Origin of the sequence: Aeromicrobium sp. JJY06 (genome assembly GCF_044069275.1) — a bacterium.
GTDB lineage: Bacteria > Actinomycetota > Actinomycetes > Propionibacteriales > Nocardioidaceae > Aeromicrobium > Aeromicrobium tamlense.
In genome coordinates, this window is record NZ_JBIMRD010000002.1 from 570,170 (window position 1) to 588,816 (window position 18,647).

Consider the following 18,647-nt stretch of genomic DNA (forward strand, 5'->3'; position numbering starts at 1 on the left):
ACTGATATACGCTGGAGTTCATGACCCAGAGCGACTCCTACCTCGCCCGGATCGGCACCCTGATCCGCGACGCGCGTCAGCACTCCGGCCTCACCCAGGCCCAGCTGGCCACCGAGCTCAAGACCAGCCAGAGCGCCATCAACCGCATCGAGAAGGGCCAGCAGAACCTCACGCTGGACACCCTCGCGCGGATCGGATCGGCCCTCGACTCCGAGCTCGTGAGCGTGGCCCCCGCGGCCGGCCCGAGCCACCTGCGTGTCAAGGGCGGCACCACGCTCTCGGGCAGCATCGACGTCAAGTCCAGCAAGAACGCCGGGGTCGCGCTGCTGTGCGCCGCGCTGCTGAACACCGGCACCACCGTGCTGCGCAAGGTCGCCCGCATCGAGGAGGTCAACCGCCTGCTCGAGGTGCTGGAGTCGATCGGCGTCCGCACCACGTGGCTCAACGAGCAGAACGACCTCGAGCTCGTCGTCCCCGAGCGCCTCGACCTGGCGAAGATGGACGCCGAGGCCGCCCGCCGCACCCGCAGCATCATCATGTTCCTCGGCCCCCTCATGCACCGCGTCGACACCTTTGACCTGCCCTACGCCGGCGGCTGCGACCTCGGCACCCGCACGGTCGAGCCGCACATGACGGCCCTGCGTCCCTTCGGCCTCAAGGTCGTCGCCACCGACGGCAGCTATCACGCCTCCGCCGCCCGCGGCGTCGCGCCCGAGCGCCCCATCGTGCTGACCGAGCGAGGCGACACCGTCACCGAGAACGCCCTGCTGGCCGCCGCCCGCCACGACGGCGTCACGGTCATCCGCAACGCCAGCCCGAACTACATGGTCCAGGACCTGTGCTTCTTCCTGGAGCGCCTCGGCGTCCGGATCGAGGGCATCGGCACCACCACGCTGCGCGTCACCGGCAAGCAGGACATCCGCGGCGACGTCGACTACGCGCCCAGCGAGGACCCGATCGAGGCGATGAGCCTCATCACCGCCGCCATCGTCACCAGCTCGCAGATCACCGTGCGCCGCGTCCCGATCGAGTTCATGGAGATCGAGCTCGCGCTGCTCGAGGAGATGGGCTTCCGCTACGAGCGCTCCGAGGAGTACCTCGCCGAGAACGGCCACACGCGCCTGGTCGACATCACGACGCACCCGTCAACGCTGCGAGCGCCGATCGACAAGATCCACCCGATGCCGTTCCCCGGACTCAACATCGACAACCTGCCGTTCTTCGCCGTCATCGCGGCGCAGGCCGAGGGCCAGACGATGCTGCACGACTGGGTCTACGAGAACCGCGCGATCTACCTCACCGAGCTCAACAAGCTCGGCGCGCAGGTCAAGCTGCTCGACCCGCACCGCGTCCTGATCGAGGGACCCACGCACTGGAGCGGCGCTGAGCTGGTCTGCCCGCCCGCGCTGCGGCCCGCCGTGGTCATCCTCATCGCGATGCTCGCGGCGAAGGGCACGTCGGTGCTGCGCAGCGTCTACGTCATCAACCGCGGCTACGAGGACCTGGCCCTGCGCCTCAACGCGCTCGGCGCCGAGATCGAGACGTTCCGCGACATCTGACGCGTTCGACCGACCTGCGCCACCGCCCGTTCGCGGTGGCCTAGGTTGGTCGCGTGAGGACACCGCCGTACCTCGAGCCCGCCCCGCCGATCGCGTTCGCGCACCGGGGTGGCGCCACCGTCGAGGCCAACCTCGGGATCGAGAACTCGCTCGCCGCGTTCACCCATGCCTACGAGCTGGGCTACCGGTACATGGAGACCGACGTGCGCTGCAGCCGCGACGGCGTCGTGTACGCGTGCCATGACGCCAAGCTCGACCGGCTGCTGGGACGGGACGCCGCGATCGCCGACCTGGACTCCGCCGAGATCGACGAGGCCCTGCTCGGCGACCGCGAGCCGATCGTGCGGCTCCAGACGCTGGTCGAGGCCCTGCCCGAGGCGCGCTGGAACATCGACGTGAAGGCCGACGACTCGGTCGACGCCACGACCGACCTCGTGGAGCGGCTCGGCATCCTCGACCGGATCTGCCTGGCCTCCTTCTCGCACGCGCGGCTCGTCCGGATGCGCGCTCGACTCCCCCGGGTGGTCACCTCGGCCTCGTCGCGCGAGGTCGCCCAGATGGTGCTGACCGGGCGCGTCCCGGCGGCCCCGCTGATCTTCCAGGTGCCCGTCCGGCACGGCCGCGCCCGCGTCATGACGCCGCGCTTCCTGCGGCGGGCCCACCGCGCCGGCAAGCACGTGCACGTCTGGACCGTCGACGAGCCCGCCGAGATGCACCGTCTCGCCGAGCTCGGCGTCGACGGGATCATGACCGACCGCACCGACCTGCTCAAGCAGGTGCTGCAGGAGCGCGGCCAGTGGACGGAGGCCCCATGAGCGAGGAGGTCGTCGCCACCCGCCGCGACCGCGGCCGCGTGGTCGCGTGGGGGCTGTGGGACTGGGGCTCCGCGGCGTTCAACGCCGTCATCGTCACCTTCATCTTCTCGGTCTACCTCGTCGAGGGCGTCGGCGACGACGTCCCCGGGCCGTTCCGCGCCAGCACGTGGCTGGGCCTGTCGAGCGCGGCCGGAGCCGTGCTCATCGCGATCATCGCCCCGGCGCTCGGCCGCCGCACCGACGCGGGCGGTGCCCGCAAGAAGAGCCTGTTCTGGCTCACGATGGCGGTCGTCGTCATCACGGCGTCGCTGTTCTTCGTCGAGAACGACTGGCACTTCCTGTGGCTCGGCCTCACCCTGATGGCCGCCGGCTCGGTGATCTTCGAGCTCACCCAGGTCCCGTACTTCGCGATGCTGCGCCAGGTCTCCACGCCCGACGACGTCGGCCGCGTGTCCGGCTTCGGCTGGGCGATGGGCTACTTCGGCGGCATCGTGCTGCTGCTGATCTGCTACTTCGGCTTCGTGGCCGGCGACGGTGACACCCGCGGCTTCCTCGGCGTTCCGTCCGAGAACGGGATGAACATCCGCCTCATCGCGCTGCTGGCGGCCGTCTGGTTCCTGGTCTTCGCGATCCCGCTGTTCCTGAAGGTCCCCGAGCTTCCGGCCACGGCCAACGCGGACGCCCCGAAGGTCAGCATCGCCGACTCCTACCGCGGCATCTGGAACGACGTCACCACGATGTGGCGCGAGGACCGCGACACCCTGAAGTTCCTCATCGCGAGTGCGTTCTTCCGCGACGGGCTCGCCGGGGTCTTCGCCTACGGCGCCGTCCTGGCCGTCTCGGTCTACTCCATCCGCGAGGACGACGTGATCCTGTTCGGCGTCGCCGCCAACGTGATCTCGGCCGCCGGCGCCCTGCTGGCCGGCCGCTACGACGACAGGATCGGCCCGCGTGCCGTGATCGTGTTCTCGCTCGCCTCGATGCTGGTCTGCGGCCTCGTGCTGCTGTTCGTCGACGGGCCGCGGATGTTCTGGATCTTCGGCCTGGGCCTGTGCCTGTTCGTCGGGCCCGCCCAGTCGGCCTCGCGCACCTACCTCACGCGCATCACCACGCCCGGCCGCGAGGGACAGAACTTCGGCCTCTACGCCATGACCGGCCGCGCCGTGTCGTTCATGGCGCCCCTGTTCTTCGCCATCAGCATCTGGGCCGGCAACCTCCTGCTCGACACCGAGACCGATCGCTGGGGAATCGCCGGGATCATGGTGGTTCTGGGCTTCGGCCTGCTGCTGCTCCTGCGCGTGCCGGCGCACGTCGAGGACCGTGCGCGTCGTCACAGCGCCGAGGGCTGAAAGGTCGCTCTCAGGGGAATCTCACGGATCTGTCGTACGTTGGAATGGACGGACACCACCAGAAGGGGGACCGACCATGGCAGAACGAGCCTTGCGCGGAGCGCGGCTGGGAGCCCAGAGCTTCGAGGACGAGCGCGGAGTCGAGATGGCACCGCGTCAGCAGATCGAATACGTGTGCGCCGACGGCCACACGTTCACGGTGACGATGTCGGACGAGGCTGAGGTTCCGGCCGAGTGGGAAGACCCGAAGACCGGCCAGATGGGACGCCGCGTCGGCGGCGCCGAGCCGGACGCCAAGGAGGAGAAGCCGGTGCGCACGCACTGGGACATGCTCCTGGAGCGTCGCTCCGAGGAGGAGCTCGAGGAGATCCTCACCGAGCGGCTGGAGATGCTGCGCGGTGGCGAGATCGGCCCGCCGCACCTGCACCGCAAGAGCAAGTCCCGGAAGAAGTCCGTCAGCGCCTGAACGGATTCATCCGCAAGAGGCCCCACACGGTCACCCGTGTGAGGGCCTCTTTCACGATGTCGAGGCTCATCTTCGACTGACCGTGCACCCGCTCGACGAAGGTGACGGGCACCTCGGCCACCTCGAGCCCCGCCAGGCGGGTCTGCCGGGTCATGTCGATCTGGAAGCAGTAGCCCTGCGACTCGACGGCCGCAAGATCGATCGCCTCGAGCGTCTCGCGACGGAAGGCGCGAAAGCCGGCGGTGGCGTCCTTGACGCCGAGGTTCAGCATGAGCCGGGCGTACAGCGACGCCCCGCGCGACAGCGCCTCGCGCCGCTTGGGCCAGTTGACGACCGAGCCGCCGGGCACCCAGCGCGAGCCGAGCGTCAGCGGGACGCCGGTACGCGCCGAGTCGAGCAGCCGCCCGAGGTCCTCCGGCCGATGCGATCCGTCGGCGTCCATCTCCACGAGCACGTCGTAGTCGCGCTCGAGACCCCAGGCGAAGCCGGCCTTGTAGGCGGCGCCGAGGCCCTCCTTGCCCTCGCGGTGCAGGACGTGGATGCGCGGGTCGGCCTCGGCCAGCTTGTCGGCGATGTCGCCCGTGCCGTCGGGCGAGTTGTCGTCCGCGACGAGGATCTCGACCTCGGGCTGCTCCGTCAGGACGCTGTCGGTGATCCAGCCGACGTTGTCAGCCTCGTTGTAGGTCGGGATGATGACCAGCGTCTTCACGGCCGCTCCTTCGTAACTGGCGTTTACCGAGGACCCATCCTGCCACGGACATGACGTAGATCACCATGGTCCACCACGATCCGTAGCGCGTGGCGGGCGTGGTGCCCTCGGCCGCCTGCACGTCGGCGATGACGGTGGCGGGCTCCTTCTCCGGGGCGCGACCCACGACGTGCCCCTCCGGGTCCACGATCCCCGAGATGCCGTTGGTGGACGCGACCGCGACCCACCGCCCGGTCTCGATGGCCCGCAGCCGCGAGATCGCCCACTGCTGCTGCGGCTGCACGCCCTGGCCGAAGTCCATGAAGCTGGCGTTGCTGGTCTGCACGGCGAGCATCTCGGCGCCGAGATCGACCGCACCGTGCACCGCGCCGTCGTACGCGATGTCCCAGCAGATCGTCAGGCCGATCGTCAGCCCGTCGAGGCTCATCGCGCCGGGCTCGTCGCCGGCCAGGATGTCGCGCGGGATGTCGCGGTCGAACCGCGGCACGAGCGAGCCGAGCTGCTCGCGGAACGGCACGTACTCGCCGTACGGCACGGGGTACTGCTTGAGGTAGACGTCCTGCTTCGGCCCGTTCTCGTCGACCAGGACCGACGCGTTGTACGCGGTGTCGGGGCTGGGACCGTCGAGGATCGCCCCCACGAGGATCGGCGCGCCGACCTCACGCGAGAGCCGGGTGACCTCGTCGCGCGCGTACGCGTTGTTCAGCACGTCGAGGTCGGAGCCGTTCTCGGGCCAGATCACGGCGTCGACCGGCCGGTCGATCCGCTCGGTCTCGGCCACGTGGAGGCGGAAGATCTCGGCCCGTGGCCACTGCAGGAACGGACCCGGGGTGTTGCCCTGGACCACGGCGACGGTCCTCGTCGCTCCCCCGTCGGCGATGCCGACCGGCAGGAGCAGCCCGATCGACGGGATCGCGACGGCGACGGCCAGCACGAGCACGCGGCGCTGCGTGACCGCCACGACCAGCAGGCCCGCCGTGAGCGCCATGAGGAACGAGGTCGCGGGCAGCGCGACCAGGCGCACCCAGCCCTCGAAGCGGGCGTCGATCGCGGTGTGCGCCAGCCGTCCCCACGGGAACCCGGTGAGGGGGAAGCTGCCGCGGAGCTGCTCGCCCGCGGTCCAGACCGCGGCCGCCCACAGGGGCCACCAGGGAGCTTGGACGGCGGCCCGCAGCACCCACGTGATCAGCGAGATCAGCAGGGCCTCGATCGCGACGAGCGCCACCCATGCCCACGGGTCGACCGCGTTCATCCACCAGATGAGCGGGCCCATGAACGCGAGCCCGAAGACGAGTCCCACGAGCAGCACCCGTCGGACGGGCGCGTCACGCAGCGTGCGGACGACGAAGAGGTAGCCGGCGACGGCCAGCAGCATGACGCCCGGCAGGGCGAGCGGCTCGAACGCGGCCGCGGAGACGACGCCGAGCAGCGCCGCCGCGAGGACCTGTCTCACAGCCGGACGAGATGATGCGGCGTGTTGTTGAGGACCTCGACGCCATCCTCGGTGCACACGACGATGTCCTCGATGCGGGCTCCCCACTGGCCCTCGACGTAGATTCCCGGCTCGATCGAGAACGCCATGCCCGGCTCGAGCTCGAGGTCGTTGCCCTCGACGATGTAGGGCTCCTCGTGCGTCTCCTGGCCGATGCCGTGACCGGTGCGGTGGATGAAGCGGTCGCCGTAGCCGGCGTCGGCGATGATCCGGCGGCCGACCGCGTCGACGGACTCGGCCGTGACGCCCGGCCTGGCGTACTCGAGCTGGGCCTGCTGGGCGCGCTGCAGGACCTCGAGCATCGCCAGGTAGCCCGGGTCGGGCTCGCCGCCGGCGACGTAGTTGCGGGTGGAGTCCGAGCAGTAGCCCGCGGCGTTGGTGCCGCCGATGTCGACGACGACCGGCTCGCCCGCGCCGATGACCCGGTCGGAGACCTCGTGGTGCGGCGAGGCGCCGTTGGGCCCGGAGCCGACGATCACGAAGTCGACCTGCTCGTGGCCCTCCTCGACGATCGCGCGGGCGATGTCGGAGCCGACCTCGCGCTCGGTGCGGCCGGGACGCAGCCACTCCCCCATGCGCGCGTGCACGCGGTCGATCGCCGCGCCGGCGTCGCGCAGGGCGTCGACCTCCGCGGGCTCCTTCACCGTGCGCAGCGCCGACACGAGCTGACCGCCGAGCACGAAGCCGGCCTCGGGCATGGCCTCCTGCAGCGCGAACACCCGTGACGCCCACATCTGGTCGTCGACCGCCACCACCGAGGCGCTGCCGGTCAGCTCGGCGACGAGCGCGAACGGGTCGTCGAGCTCGGACCACGTGACGATGGGCATCGTCACCCCCGCGGCCTCGGCCGCGGCACGCTCGAGGCCGGGCACGACGAGGTGCGATCCCCGCTGGGTCACGACGAGACACGTCAGCCGTTCCAGGGGCTTGGCGGCGTAGCCGGTCAGGTAGCGCAGGTCGGCCCCCGGGGTCACGAGAAGGGCGTCGATGCCGTTCTGTCCGGCGAGGAGTCGGGCGCGGTCGAGGCGTTCAGTCACAGCGAAAGGCTATCTGGCGCTCCCGACGAACCTGTGTGACCGTAGGCACTATCTGCACCACCCAACGGATCGGGGGATCCATGAAGAAGGCAGTCATCGCCGCATCGGCGGCAATCCTCACCGCTGGACTCGTCACCGCGTCACCCGCGGTCGCGAAGTCCGGCCCGACGGCACCGAAGGGTCAGGCCACCAAGCTGACCAAGGCGGTCACCGTCAACGGCATCCTGAAGCACCTGCGCCAGTTCCAGGCCATCGCGAACGCGAACGGCGGGAACCGGGCGTCCGGCCTCCCCGGCTACGACGCCTCGGTCGAGTACGTGGCGCGCGAGCTCAAGAAGTCCGGGTACAAGGTCACGGTCCAGGAGTTCACGTTCCCGTTCTTCCAGGAGCTCACTCCCGCCACGCTCACCGTCGGCGGCAAGGAGATCGAGAACGCGGTGTTCACGTACTCCGCGAGCGGCAGCGTCACGGGCCCGATCATCCCCACGAACGACGTCCAGATCCCGCCGGGTCCCGAGGCCGGGAGCAGCAACTCCGGCTGTGAGCCTGCCGACTTCGCGCCGGCGCCCGCCGAGGACGCGATCGCGCTCGTCCAGCGCGGCACCTGCGACTTCGCCGTGAAGGTCGACAACGCCGTGGCCGCCGGCTACGACGCGGTGCTCGTCTTCAACGAGGGCCAGCCCGGACGCACCGATGTGGTCGCCGGCACGCTCGGCGCCCCGAAGTCCGTGCCGGTGTCGGGCATCAGCTACGAGCAGGGCGCGGAGTTCGTCGCGGCCGGCACGCCCACGGGCACGCTGACCACCGACGTCGAGTCCGACCTCGAGCGCACGACCTACAACGTGCTCGCGGACGTTCCGGCGTCCGAGCTCAAGAAGATCAAGAACAAGGACCAGGTCGTCGTCGTGGGCGCCCACCTCGACAGCGTTCCCGAGGGTCCCGGCATCAACGACAACGGGTCCGGCTCGGCCGGCATCCTCGAGATCGCCCGGCAGCTGAGCAGCACGGGGCTCTACAAGAACCTCCAGCGCCCGGTCCGCTTCGCCTTCTGGGGCGCGGAGGAGCTGAGCCTGCTCGGCTCGGAGCACTACGTGGCCAACCTGTCCGAGGACGAGCTGTCGCGGATCTACGCCAACCTGAACTTCGACATGATCGGCTCGCCGAACTACGCGCGGTTCGTGTACGACGGTGACGGCTCCGACGGTGACCCCGGTCCCGCCGGCTCGGGCGAGATCGAGCAGGTCTTCACGGACTGGTTCGACAGCCAGGGACTGGCCAGTGAGCCGACGGCCTTCGACGGCCGCTCGGACTACGGTCCGTTCATCGAGGTCGGCATCCCGGCCGGCGGCCTGTTCACCGGCGCCGAGGGCGTGAAGACGCCCGAGCAGGTGGCGCTGTACGGCGGCACGGCCGGCGTGGCGTACGACCCGTGCTACCACCAGGCCTGCGACGACATGACGAACCTCAGCGTCAAGGCCCTGCACGAGATGGGCGACGCCGCGGCCTTCGCGGTGGCCACCCTGACGTTCTCCAAGAAGGGCCTCTACCCCGACGGCAGCCGCAAGGCCGCCCAGGGCAAGGCCCAGGCGAAGGGGAAGGCGCACGTCCACCACCAGCACGGTCACCTCAAGACCCGCTGACAACTGAGTCGATCAGGCTCCCGCACCGCCCCGAGCGTGCCATCATGCGTGCATGTTCCTCTTCGGGTCGGTCGGGAGCCTGATCGTTCTCGCCCTCTGGGTCTTCTGCCTCGTCGACGTCATCACCTCCGACGAGTACGCCGTGCGGCATCTGCCCAAGACCCTGTGGCTCATCGTCGTGATCCTCCTCCCGCTCGTCGGATCGCTCGCCTGGCTGGCCGTCGGACGGCCCGCCACGACCACGCGCGACCTGCCCTACAAGGGCAACACCTCGGCCTCGGTCGCGGCCTCGCGCTTCCCCGAGTACGACCGTCCCGGTCGCCACGTCCCGGCCGACCCCGAGGCCGACGAGGCGTTCCTGAGGAGCCTGCGCGAGCGGGCCGAGGAGCAGCGCCGGGCCTATCGTGAGCAGCAACGATCCCGAGACGCCCAGGAGGGCGAACCCACCCCATGAGCTCTTCGCGACTGCTCCTGCTCGACACCGCCAGCCTGTACTTCCGCGCCTTCTACGGCGTTCCCGACTCGATCAAGGCCGCCGACGGCCGCCCCGTGAACGCCGTGCGCGGCATCCTCGACTTCCTCGCCACGCTCCAGGACCGCTACGATCCCGCCGCCGTCGTCGCGGCGTGGGACGACGACTGGCGTCCGGCGTGGCGCGTCGAGCTGCTCGACACCTACAAGACGCACCGGCTCGCCGATCCCGAGGCGGGCACCGAGGAGACGCCCGACCTGCTCTCGCACCAGGTGCCGCTCATCGCCGAGGCGCTGACCCTCGCCGGCGCCACCGTGGTGGGCGCCCCGGAGGCAGAGGCCGACGACGTGATCGGCACGCTGGTCCACCGCTGGGAGACCGGCATCGACGTCGTCACCGGCGACCGCGACCTGTTCCAGCTGGTCGACGACGAGCGCGACGTCCGCGTGCTCTACACGGCACGGGGCGTCAGCAAGCACGACGTAGTGGACGCGGCGTGGGTGCGCGAGAAGTACGGGATCGAGCCGCACCAGTACGTCGACTTCGCCGTGATGCGCGGCGACGCGTCGGACGGCCTGCCGGGCGTCCCGGGCATCGGCGACAAGACCGCCGCGACGCTGCTGAACGAGTACGCCGACCTCGACGGCATCCGGGCCGCGGCGGCCGATCCGTCGTCCTCGCTGCGGCCGCGGATCCGCCAGTCGCTGCTGGACAGCTCGGAGTACATCGACGCGGCGGTGCGCGTGGTCACCGTGCGCCCCGACCTCGACCTGGCCGACCCCGTGACCGGGGTGATCGACGAGCCCGCCCTGCGCGCGTTCGGCGAGCAGTGGAACGTCGCGGGTCCCGTCGACCGGCTGCTCCAGTCCGTCACGACGTGACGCTGGAGTAGGCCACCACGCCCGTCCGCAGCTCGTCGAGCGCCGCGCGCGCGGTGTCGCGCAGCGGGCCGGCACCGGCGGCGTCGGCGATCTGCGCGACCGTGTCGATCAGCTGCTTCATGGCGCGCACGAAGTCGCCCGCGGCCATGTCGGCCGAGCCGAGCACGAGGTCGAGGCTCGTGCCCTCGCACCACATCCAGACCGCGTACGCGAAGCCGAAGTCGGGCTTGCGCAGGAACGACAGCCGGTGGTCGCGCTCCAGCTGGTCGAGCTGGAGCCACAGCAGGCCCATCGACTCGGCCGCCTGGGCCACCGCCTTCGTCGGGAACCGCGCCGGTGGCGCCTCCTCGGAGTTGCGGGCCTCGTAGGTGAGGCCGCTGGCGACGGCCGCGAACTCCGACGGGGACAGTCCGCCCCACACGTCGTGGCGCAGCGACTCGCTCACCACGAGGTCGGACTCGCCGTAGATCCGCTGGAGGTGGCGGCCCTCGGGCGTGACCTCGTCGCCGTCGAGGTACCCGAGCGTGTCCAGCACCTCGCACACGCGGTCGAACTGGCGGGCGACGGTGTTGGTGCGCTGCTCCACGCGGCGTCGCATGCTGTCGGTCTCGCGCTCGAGCTTGAACGCGCGCTCGGCCCACCGTGCGTGCGACTCCCGGTCGGGACACGCATGGCAGGGGTGGTCGCGCAGCTCGCGCCGCAGCTCGGTGATCCGCGGATCCTCCGCGGTCGGTCCGTCGCGGTAGGCCGTCGGGTACTCCGCCAGGTGGCCGGCGCGGTTCCGCAGCGAGGAGGCCAGGTCGCGCCGCGACTGCGCGTCGCGGGGATTGAACGACTTGGGGATGCGCATCTGCATGAGCGAGTCGACCGGCGTCGGGAAGTCCACGACGGCCAGCCGCCGGGCGTGACGGTTGGCGGTCAGCACCATCGGGCGTGGGCCCTCGCGGTTGCCGGTGTCGGGATCGAGCACGACGGCGAGTCCGGAGAACTTCCCGGCAGGCACATTGATGACGTCGCCGCGCTTGAGCCGGGTGAGCGACTCGAGCGCCTCCTCGCGCTTCGCGGCACGGCGGGACTTGGAGCCGGCCGACTCGAGGTCGCTGAGCCGGCGACGCAGCCGCATGTACTCCATGAAGTCGCCGAGCTCGCAGTGCACGGACTCGCGGTAGCCCTCGATCGCCTCGTCGGCCTTGCGGACCTTGCGGGCGAGACCCACCACGGCGCGGTCGGCCTGGAACTGCGCGAACGACTGCTCCAGCAGCTCGCGGGCGCGCTCGCGTCCCACCTGGTGCACGAGGTTGACCGCCATGTTGTACGACGGACGGAACGACGAGTTCAGCGGATACGTGCGCGTGGAGGCCAGGCCGGCGACGTGCCGCGCGTCCAGTCCCGGTTGCCACAGCACGACGCCGTGACCCTCGACGTCGATCCCGCGGCGGCCGGCGCGGCCGGTGAGCTGGGTGTACTCCCCCGGCGTGACGTCGACGTGGTTCTCGCCGTTCCACTTCGTGAGGCGGTCGACGACGACCGAGCGGGCCGGCATGTTGATGCCGAGAGCCAGCGTCTCGGTGGCGAAGACCACCTTCACGAGCCCGGCGCTGAAGAGGTCCTCGACGCACTCCTTGAACGTGGGCAGCATGCCGGCGTGGTGCGCCGCGATGCCGCGGCCGATGCCCTCGCGGAACTCGTGGAAGCCCAGCACGGCCAGGTCGTCGTCCGGCAGGTGCGCGCACGCGGCGTCGACGTGCTCGTGGATTGCCTCGCGCTCCTCCTGCGTGGTCAGGATCAAGCGGGCCGCCAGGCACTGCTCCACGGCGGCGGCGCAGCCCGCCCGGCTGAAGATGAAGACGATGGCCGGCAGCATGCCCTCGGACTCCAGCTTGAGGACGATGTCGATGCGGTCGGGCGTGCGGTGGCGGCTGCGGGGACGCTTGCCGCCCTTCGCGGGGCGCCGCGAGCGGTTCTTGGCGAAGGCACGGTTCCACTGGGCGTCGTCGCGGGCCATCTGCTCCAGCGTGTGGTTGACCTCGGTCGAGTTCGGCTCGAACAGGTCGAACATCTTGCGGCCGACGAGCACATGCTGGTGCAGGGGCACGGGCCGGCGCTCCTCCACGATCGTCTCGGTCGCGCCGCGCACCTCGTGCAGCCAAGCGCCGAACTCCTCGACGTTGGACACGGTGGCCGACAGCGACACGATCGAGACCGACGGCGGGAGGCCGATGATGACCTCCTCCCAGACCGCACCGCGGAAGCGGTCGGCGAGGTAGTGCACCTCGTCCATCACCACGTGCCCGAGGTTGTTCAGCGTGGAGGAGCCCGCGTAGATCATGTTGCGCAGGACCTCGGTGGTCATGACGACGATCGGCGCCTCGCCGTTGATCGTGTTGTCACCGGTCAGCAGGCCGACGTTCTCGGGGCCGTACCGGTCCGCGAAGTCGCTGAACTTCTGGTTCGACAGCGCCTTGATCGGCGTGGTGTAGAAGCACTTGCGGCCCGTGGCCAGCGACAGGTGCACCGCGAACTCGCCGACGAGGGTCTTGCCCGACCCGGTGGGGGCCGCGACGAGCACGCCGTGGCCGTCCTCGAGCGCCTCGCAGGCGCGCACCTGGAAGTCGTCCAGCCCGAACGGGTAGAGGTCTCGGAAGGCCGCGACGTGCGGGTGCTTCTGGTCCTTGCGGAATCGGGCGTACTGCTCGGCCGGGGTGGACATGCCTCCAGCCTACGGAGGCTCAGTCGTCGAGGCCCCTCGGAGCGTCCAGTGTCGACGCCTCGTCGTCGTCGAGCGACCGCGCCGTCCGCCCCCGCTTGCGGTCCGTGACGCGCGCGATGATCTCCGAGATGAAGTACAGGAAGCTCATCGGGATGGCCAGGAACAGGAACGTCACGGGGTCCACGGTGGGCGTCGCGATGGCCGCGAAGAAGAAGATGCCGACGATGATCCACGGCCGGGCGTGGATCAGCTGGGCGCCGCTGACCGCGCCCATGCGGTTGAGGATCACCACCACGACGGGGATCTGCGCGCCCACGCCGAACAGCAGGATCATCCGGGTGGCGAAGCTCAGGTAGTCGGCGCCGTTCAGCAGGTTGGTCCAGCCCTCGGGCGCGAAGCCGACGAGGAGCTCGATGGCCTTCGGGAACGTCCAGTAGCCGATCCAGGCGCCGCCGAGGAACAGCGGCACGCAGGTGGCGGTCAGCAGCAGCGCGGCCCGCTTCTCGTGGCGGTGCAGCGCCGGCAGGACGAACGCCCAGATCTGCCACATCCAGATCGGGCTCGACAGCACGAGACCGGCGACGACGCTGGTCTTGAGCTGGAACTGGAACGCGCCACCGATGCCGGTGACGACGAGCTCGGTGTCGATCCCCTCCTGCTCGAGGGCGGGACGGACCTGCTCGTACGGGGCGGTGAGCCAGTCGAGGATCTCGGGATAGAAGTACCAGGCGACCACGACGCCGAGGACGATCGCGGCGAGCGCCTTCATGAGGCGCGAGCGCAGCTCGGCCAGGTGGTCCATCAGCGGCATCTCGCCGCCGGGGCCGGGCTTGCGCCCGGCCCGACCGAATCCGAGGGCCACCCGGGTCAGCGGGTGGGGTCGTCGCGGCGGTCGGTGGCGGCCGGGTCGGTGGTGCGCTCGATGGAGCGAGGCGCGTCGCCGGCCTGCTTCTCCTCCTGCTCGCTCTCACGCAGCTCGGACTTGAAGATGCGCAGCGCACGGCCGGAGCCGCGGGCGAGTTCGGGGAGCTTGCGACCGCCGAACAACAGAATCACGATCCCCAGGATGATGAGGATCTCGGTGGCGCCGAGGTTGGGCATGGTCAAACTCCTTGGTCGGGACTTCCTTCATCGTACGCGGCCAGTGCTGACCGGGCGGAGCCCCTCACGTCGTCCGCGACGCCACCCGGCTCGACCACGCGCATCCGTCCGCCGGCCCGCATCACGACACGCCGCAGCCACGTGGGATCGCTGCCGAACAGGCGGGCCCGGACCGATCCGTCGGGCCGCTCCTCGACCACGTCCATGCGGTACTGGTCGAACAGCCACTCCGCGTCGGGCGCGATCTCCACGAGCACCGAGGGCGTGTCGGGGCCCTGCGGGAACAGGTCCTCCAGCCGCGTGCGCTCGTCGGCGTCGGTGGTCACCGGTGCCTCGAGGACCGTGGCCGCGACGATCCGGTCGACGCGGAAGAGGCGGTCGGCCTCGACCTTGTGGCACCAGGCCGAGAGGTAGCGGTGACCGTCCTGCGTGAACGCGCGGTGCGGGTCGACGACTCGTTCGGTCTGCTCGTCGCGCGTCTCGGTGGCGTAGACCATGTGGAGCTGTCGCTTGCCCGCGAGCGCCTCGGCCACGGCCGTCTGGACGGCCGGGTCGACGTCGGGCAGCAGGACGTCGACGGGCGTGTCCACGGGCGTCCCGGCGGCCTCGCCGAGCTTGGCCAGCGCCGAGTCGATCACGGCGGCCTGGTCGCCGGCGGCGGACTGGCGCAGGGTGCGCAGCGCCACCATCAGCGCGGCGGCCTCGCTGCGCGAGATGCGCAGCGGCCGCGCCATGAACTCGGCGTCGCGGATGTAGACCACGCCCTCGTCCTGCAGCGCCGTGACGTCGAAGTCGATGAGCTCGCCGTGGTACTCGCCCCAGCCGGTGAGCATCATGATCTCCAGCTCACGCTGGGCCTGGGCCGGCTTGATCTTGAACTCGCGGGCGAGGTCTGCCAGCGGAATGCCCTGGTTGCTCTGCAGGTACGGGACCATCGCCAGCATCCGCACGACCTGCTTCAGCGACGGGTTCATGCGTGCACCTCCGCGACGGCGCGCAGCCGGTCGATCACGGCGTCGCGCAGCGCGGGCGGCGACACGACGACGGCGTCGGGTCCGTAGGACGCGATCTCGGCGGCGAGGTCCGCCACGACGGCGAACGCGACCTCGACCTCGTCGGTGGCCTCGTCGATCCGGTCGATGCGCACGGCGTGACGGCGCAGCGACTGGCCGCGACCCGCGGTGACCCGCAGGACCGCGGACTCGTCGGGGACCGGCGGCTGGAGGGCGCGCGCGACCTTCTTCATGTTGACCTCGTCGGGGACCTCGTACTCCCCCGGCTCGCCGTCGGGCTTCACGTCGCCGACGATGCGCGAGAGCCGGAACAGGCGCGGACCGTCGCGGTCACGGTCGAAGCCGCCGACGTACCAGTGCTCGCGGAACGAGGTCATGCTCCACGGCTCGAGGTGGCGCACCGAGGTCTCACCCCCGGGACGGCGGTACTCGAACGCGATCGGCATCCGGCGACCCGTGGCGTCGAAGACCGCGTCGAAGGCGGGCTCCTCGGCGCGCAGCCGCGCCTCGGTCATGCGCAGCACCGAGGGGTCGAAGTCGTTGCCGATCGCCTTGAGCTTCGCCAGCGCCGTGGTGGACTCGGCGGCCATGCCGGCGTGGTCCCACAGTTGGCCCGCCAGTCCGATCACGGCGGCCTCCTCGACCGTGAGGTCGATCTGGGGCAGCTCCACCTCCGCGCGCAGCAGCCGGTAGCCGGTGACGCCGCCGAGCGCGTCGAACGTGCCCGTCTCGATCTCGAGGCCGAGGTCGCGCAGCTCCTGCTTGTCGCGCTCGAACTTGCGCTCGAACGCCACGTCGGTGTCCTCGCGGTACTCCGCGATGGAGGAGCGGATCTGCTCCTTCGTCAGGTACTGGCTGGTGGCCAAGAGGGTGAAGACGAGGTTCATCAACCGTTCGGTCTTCCGCTGGGCCATGAGCGACAGACTAGCTGGCGTCGAGCAGGTCGACCGCGAAGATCAGCGGCCCGTCGGGCTGGCCGTTCTTCTTGGCGTCCTTGCCGTACGCGTCCTCGGACGAGCACGTGACCACGATGCGGCTGCCGAGCGTGTGACCGGGGATCTGGTCGCTCCAGCACGGGATGGCCGAGCCCTCGGCGATCGAGATCTGACGCGGGCCGGTGGCCCAGGAGGCGTCGAACACCTCGCCGTCGGGGTACTGCTGGCCGACGTACTGGACGCTGAGGACGGCGCCCTTCTCGACCTTCTCGCCCTTGCCCTTGATGAGGACGGCGGAGCTGGACTTGCTGACCTCGTCCGCCGTCTTCTTCGTCTTGGCGAACTTCTCGGGGTGCTTGTCCTTGTCGTAGGTCAGCTTGGGCAGCGTGGCCGGGGCCTTCTGCGCCGTGCCGCTGGCCTCGGTGGGCACCTTGGAGACGAGGTCGAACAGGAAGACCATCGTGTCGTCCTTCTCCAGGCCCAGCGACTCCGCGCTCTGCAGCAGCGAGACGCCGTCCTTGGCGGGCACCGACACCAGCACGCGCGAGCCGATGTCCTGGCCGACGAGACCCTTGTAGAAGCCCGGCAGCGCCGTCTTCTCGTTGAGCGTGAGCGTCATCGGCGACTCGTTCTCGTAGGAGTTGTCGAACTCCTTGCCGGTGCGGCCGTTGATCGCGATGTAGTTGATCTTGATGGTGTCACCGTCGGCGACCTCGTCGCCGCCACCCTCGGAGACGACACGCGACTCGGTCTTCTCGGTGGTGTAGTCGGCCTCGACCTTCACCTTCGGGGTACTGCCCTTGGAGACCTCGATCCCGTCGAGGTCGTTGCCCCCGCCGCAGCCGGCGAGGACGAGGGATGCAGTGGCCATGGCGACCACGAGAGCAGTACGACGCACGGTGATGTTCCTCCTGGGGATCGATGCCGTGGCCACACTAACGGCTGATCCCAAGGATCGACTGAGAGATCACATCGAGTCGATGAGGCGCTGCACCCGGTCGTCCTGTGACCGGAACGGGTCCTTGCACAGGACCGTGCGCTGGGCCTGGTCGTTCAGCTTCAGGTGGACCCAGTCGACCGTGAAGTCGCGCCGGCGCTCCTGCGCCCGGGCGATGAAGTCGCCGCGCAGCCGCGCGCGCGTGGTCTGCGGCGGCACCGACTTGGCCGTGAAGACGTCGAGGTCCTTCGTGACGCGCGCGACCGACCCCTTGCTCTCGAGCAGGTAGAACAGGCCGCGGTCGCGGCGGATGTCGTGGTAGGCCAGGTCGAGCTGCGCGATCCGCGGATCGGCCCACGAGAGGCCGCGCTGCGTGCGGTAGCGGTCGAGCAGCCGGTACTTGATGACCCAGTCGATCTCGCGCTCGACGAGGGTGAGGTCCTCGCTCTCGACGGCCTTGAGCGTGCGCTCCCACAGGTCCATCGTGCGATCGATCGTGGGCGAGTGGAGGCCGTTGCGGTCGATGTACTCGGCAGCCTTGGCGAAGTACTCGGCCTGGATCTCCAGCGCGGACAGCTCGCGGCCGTTGGCCAGCTGGACCTTGCGGCGGCCGGTCATGTCGTGCGAGATCTCGCGGATGGCCCGGATCGGGTTCTCGAGCGTGAGGTCGCGCATCGTGACGCCGCTCTCGATCATCCGCAGCACCAGGTCGGTGGTGGCGACCTTGAGCATCGTCGTGGTCTCGCTCATGTTCGAGTCGCCCACGATGACGTGCAGCCGGCGGAAGCGCTCGGCGTCGGCGTGCGGCTCGTCGCGCGTGTTGATGATCGGGCGCGAGCGTGTCGTGGCGCTCGAGACGCCCTCCCAGATGTGCTCGGCGCGCTGGCTGACGCTGAAGACCGTGCCGCGCGGGGTCTGCTGGACCTTGCCCGCTCCGCAGATGATCTGGCGCGAGACCAGGAACGGGATCAGGACGTCGGCCAGCCGGCTGAACTCGCCGCCGCGGCTGACGAGGTAGTTCTCGTGGCAGCCGTAGGAGTTGCCGGCGGAGTCGGTGTTGTTCTTGAACAGGTAGATGTCGCCCTCGACGCCGTCCTCCGCCAGGCGCTGCTGCGCGTCGAGCATGAGGCCCTCGAGGATCCGCTCCCCCGCCCGGTCGTGGGTGACGAGGTCGACGATGTCGTCGCACTCGGGCGTGGCGTACTCGGGGTGGCTGCCCACGTCGAGGTAGAGCCGGGCGCCGTTGCGCAGGAACACGTTGCTGCTGCGGCCCCACGAGACGACGCGTCGGAACAGGTAGCGGGCGACCTCGTCGGGCGACAGGCGGCGCTGTCCGTGGAACGAGCAGGTGACGCCGTACTCGTTCTCGATCCCGAAGATCCGCCGGTCCATGCCGCCAGCCTAGACCCGCATGCCGCACGCGCACGGCATCTCGACGGGCCGTCCCGATCCGTGACGCGCGTGTGACCCGTCTCACATGGGGGACTTCCCAACCGGCGGCCGGAGGCGCAGGATGGCAAGAGTCCGTCCA

General features: G+C 70.2%; 17 protein-coding genes. 7 read left to right on the forward strand and 10 right to left on the reverse strand.

The genetic code is table 11. The features are described 5' to 3' along the window. Positions 1-20: 20 nt before the first annotated feature. The 4 genes from ACGWYL_RS14260 to ACGWYL_RS14275 all read left to right on the forward strand — a co-directional run bounded on the left by ACGWYL_RS14260 (position 21) and on the right by ACGWYL_RS14275 (position 4,189). Positions 21-1,559, forward strand: a complete 1,539-nt coding sequence (locus ACGWYL_RS14260) for a UDP-N-acetylglucosamine 1-carboxyvinyltransferase (RefSeq protein WP_179424320.1) — start codon at positions 21-23, stop codon at positions 1,557-1,559. Positions 1,560-1,612: 53 nt separating this feature from the next. After that, positions 1,613-2,374 (forward strand): glycerophosphodiester phosphodiesterase family protein, encoded by a 762-nt coding sequence (locus ACGWYL_RS14265; RefSeq protein WP_395487522.1) that lies wholly within the window; start codon positions 1,613-1,615, stop codon positions 2,372-2,374. Continuing rightward, the gene (locus ACGWYL_RS14270) at positions 2,371-3,723 is read left to right on the forward strand and encodes an MFS transporter (RefSeq protein ID WP_179424318.1); all 1,353 of its coding nucleotides are present in this window, start codon (positions 2,371-2,373) and stop codon (positions 3,721-3,723) included. Before ACGWYL_RS14265 ends, ACGWYL_RS14270 begins: the two co-directional genes overlap by 4 nt. 76 nt (positions 3,724-3,799) lie before the next feature. Further along, positions 3,800-4,189 (forward strand): RNA polymerase-binding protein RbpA, encoded by a 390-nt coding sequence (locus ACGWYL_RS14275; RefSeq protein WP_179424317.1) that lies wholly within the window; start codon positions 3,800-3,802, stop codon positions 4,187-4,189. Here ACGWYL_RS14275 and ACGWYL_RS14280 read toward each other — a convergent pair. From ACGWYL_RS14280 to ACGWYL_RS14290, 3 genes are read right to left on the reverse strand one after another with little or no spacing between them, the layout of a single operon-like run. After that, positions 4,179-4,898: a polyprenol monophosphomannose synthase gene (locus tag ACGWYL_RS14280; RefSeq protein WP_269302279.1), complete on the reverse strand. Its 720-nt coding sequence runs from the start codon at positions 4,896-4,898 to the stop codon at positions 4,179-4,181. The genes ACGWYL_RS14275 and ACGWYL_RS14280 overlap by 11 nt on opposite strands. Further along, entirely contained in the window at positions 4,858-6,351 is a 1,494-nt protein-coding gene (lnt, locus tag ACGWYL_RS14285) for an apolipoprotein N-acyltransferase (RefSeq protein WP_395487523.1), read from the reverse strand. Before lnt ends, ACGWYL_RS14280 begins: the two co-directional genes overlap by 41 nt. Beyond that, positions 6,348-7,427, reverse strand: coding sequence for a M24 family metallopeptidase (locus tag ACGWYL_RS14290; RefSeq protein WP_395487524.1), 1,080 nt, complete (start codon positions 7,425-7,427; stop codon positions 6,348-6,350). Before ACGWYL_RS14290 ends, lnt begins: the two co-directional genes overlap by 4 nt. Positions 7,428-7,507: 80 nt before the next feature. On the opposite strand from ACGWYL_RS14290, the gene ACGWYL_RS14295 reads away from it, so the two are divergent. The 3 genes from ACGWYL_RS14295 to ACGWYL_RS14305 are packed head-to-tail and all read left to right on the forward strand — an operon-like array spanning position 7,508 to position 10,420. Further along, complete coding sequence (locus tag ACGWYL_RS14295) at positions 7,508-9,067, forward strand: M28 family metallopeptidase (RefSeq protein ID WP_395487525.1); 1,560 nt, start codon at positions 7,508-7,510, stop codon at positions 9,065-9,067. A gap of 52 nt (positions 9,068-9,119) precedes the next feature. Continuing rightward, the gene (locus tag ACGWYL_RS14300; RefSeq protein ID WP_179424313.1) at positions 9,120-9,521 is read left to right on the forward strand and encodes a PLD nuclease N-terminal domain-containing protein; all 402 of its coding nucleotides are present in this window, start codon (positions 9,120-9,122) and stop codon (positions 9,519-9,521) included. Continuing rightward, entirely contained in the window at positions 9,518-10,420 is a 903-nt protein-coding gene (locus tag ACGWYL_RS14305; protein ID WP_395487526.1) for a 5'-3' exonuclease H3TH domain-containing protein, read from the forward strand. Before ACGWYL_RS14300 ends, ACGWYL_RS14305 begins: the two co-directional genes overlap by 4 nt. Here ACGWYL_RS14305 and ACGWYL_RS14310 read toward each other — a convergent pair. The 7 genes from ACGWYL_RS14310 to pafA all read right to left on the reverse strand — a co-directional run bounded on the left by ACGWYL_RS14310 (position 10,410) and on the right by pafA (position 18,508). Continuing rightward, positions 10,410-13,130, reverse strand: a complete 2,721-nt coding sequence (locus tag ACGWYL_RS14310; protein WP_395487527.1) for a DEAD/DEAH box helicase — start codon at positions 13,128-13,130, stop codon at positions 10,410-10,412. The two genes, ACGWYL_RS14305 and ACGWYL_RS14310, sit on opposite strands and share 11 nt — an antisense overlap. A 19-nt stretch (positions 13,131-13,149) precedes the next feature. Continuing rightward, positions 13,150-13,992 (reverse strand): twin-arginine translocase subunit TatC, encoded by an 843-nt coding sequence (gene tatC, locus ACGWYL_RS14315; RefSeq protein WP_269302291.1) that lies wholly within the window; start codon positions 13,990-13,992, stop codon positions 13,150-13,152. A 5-nt stretch (positions 13,993-13,997) separates the two neighbouring features. Further along, entirely contained in the window at positions 13,998-14,231 is a 234-nt protein-coding gene (gene tatA / locus ACGWYL_RS14320; protein ID WP_179424310.1) for a twin-arginine translocase TatA/TatE family subunit, read from the reverse strand. Between the two features lie 2 nt (positions 14,232-14,233). Further along, positions 14,234-15,205 carry a helix-turn-helix transcriptional regulator gene (locus tag ACGWYL_RS14325; protein WP_395487528.1) on the reverse strand — a complete coding sequence of 324 codons (972 nt, stop codon included), beginning with the start codon at positions 15,203-15,205 and terminating at the stop codon, positions 14,234-14,236. Then, entirely contained in the window at positions 15,202-16,158 is a 957-nt protein-coding gene (locus ACGWYL_RS14330; protein ID WP_179424308.1) for a YafY family protein, read from the reverse strand. The genes ACGWYL_RS14325 and ACGWYL_RS14330 overlap by 4 nt, the downstream gene beginning before the upstream one ends. Positions 16,159-16,168: 10 nt before the next feature. Continuing rightward, on the reverse strand, positions 16,169-17,050 hold the full coding sequence (locus tag ACGWYL_RS14335; protein WP_179424307.1) for an FKBP-type peptidyl-prolyl cis-trans isomerase: 882 nt from the start codon (positions 17,048-17,050) through the stop codon (positions 16,169-16,171). A gap of 96 nt (positions 17,051-17,146) precedes the next feature. Beyond that, on the reverse strand, positions 17,147-18,508 hold the full coding sequence (gene pafA, locus ACGWYL_RS14340) for a Pup--protein ligase (protein WP_179424306.1): 1,362 nt from the start codon (positions 18,506-18,508) through the stop codon (positions 17,147-17,149). Positions 18,509-18,647 lie beyond the last annotated feature (139 nt).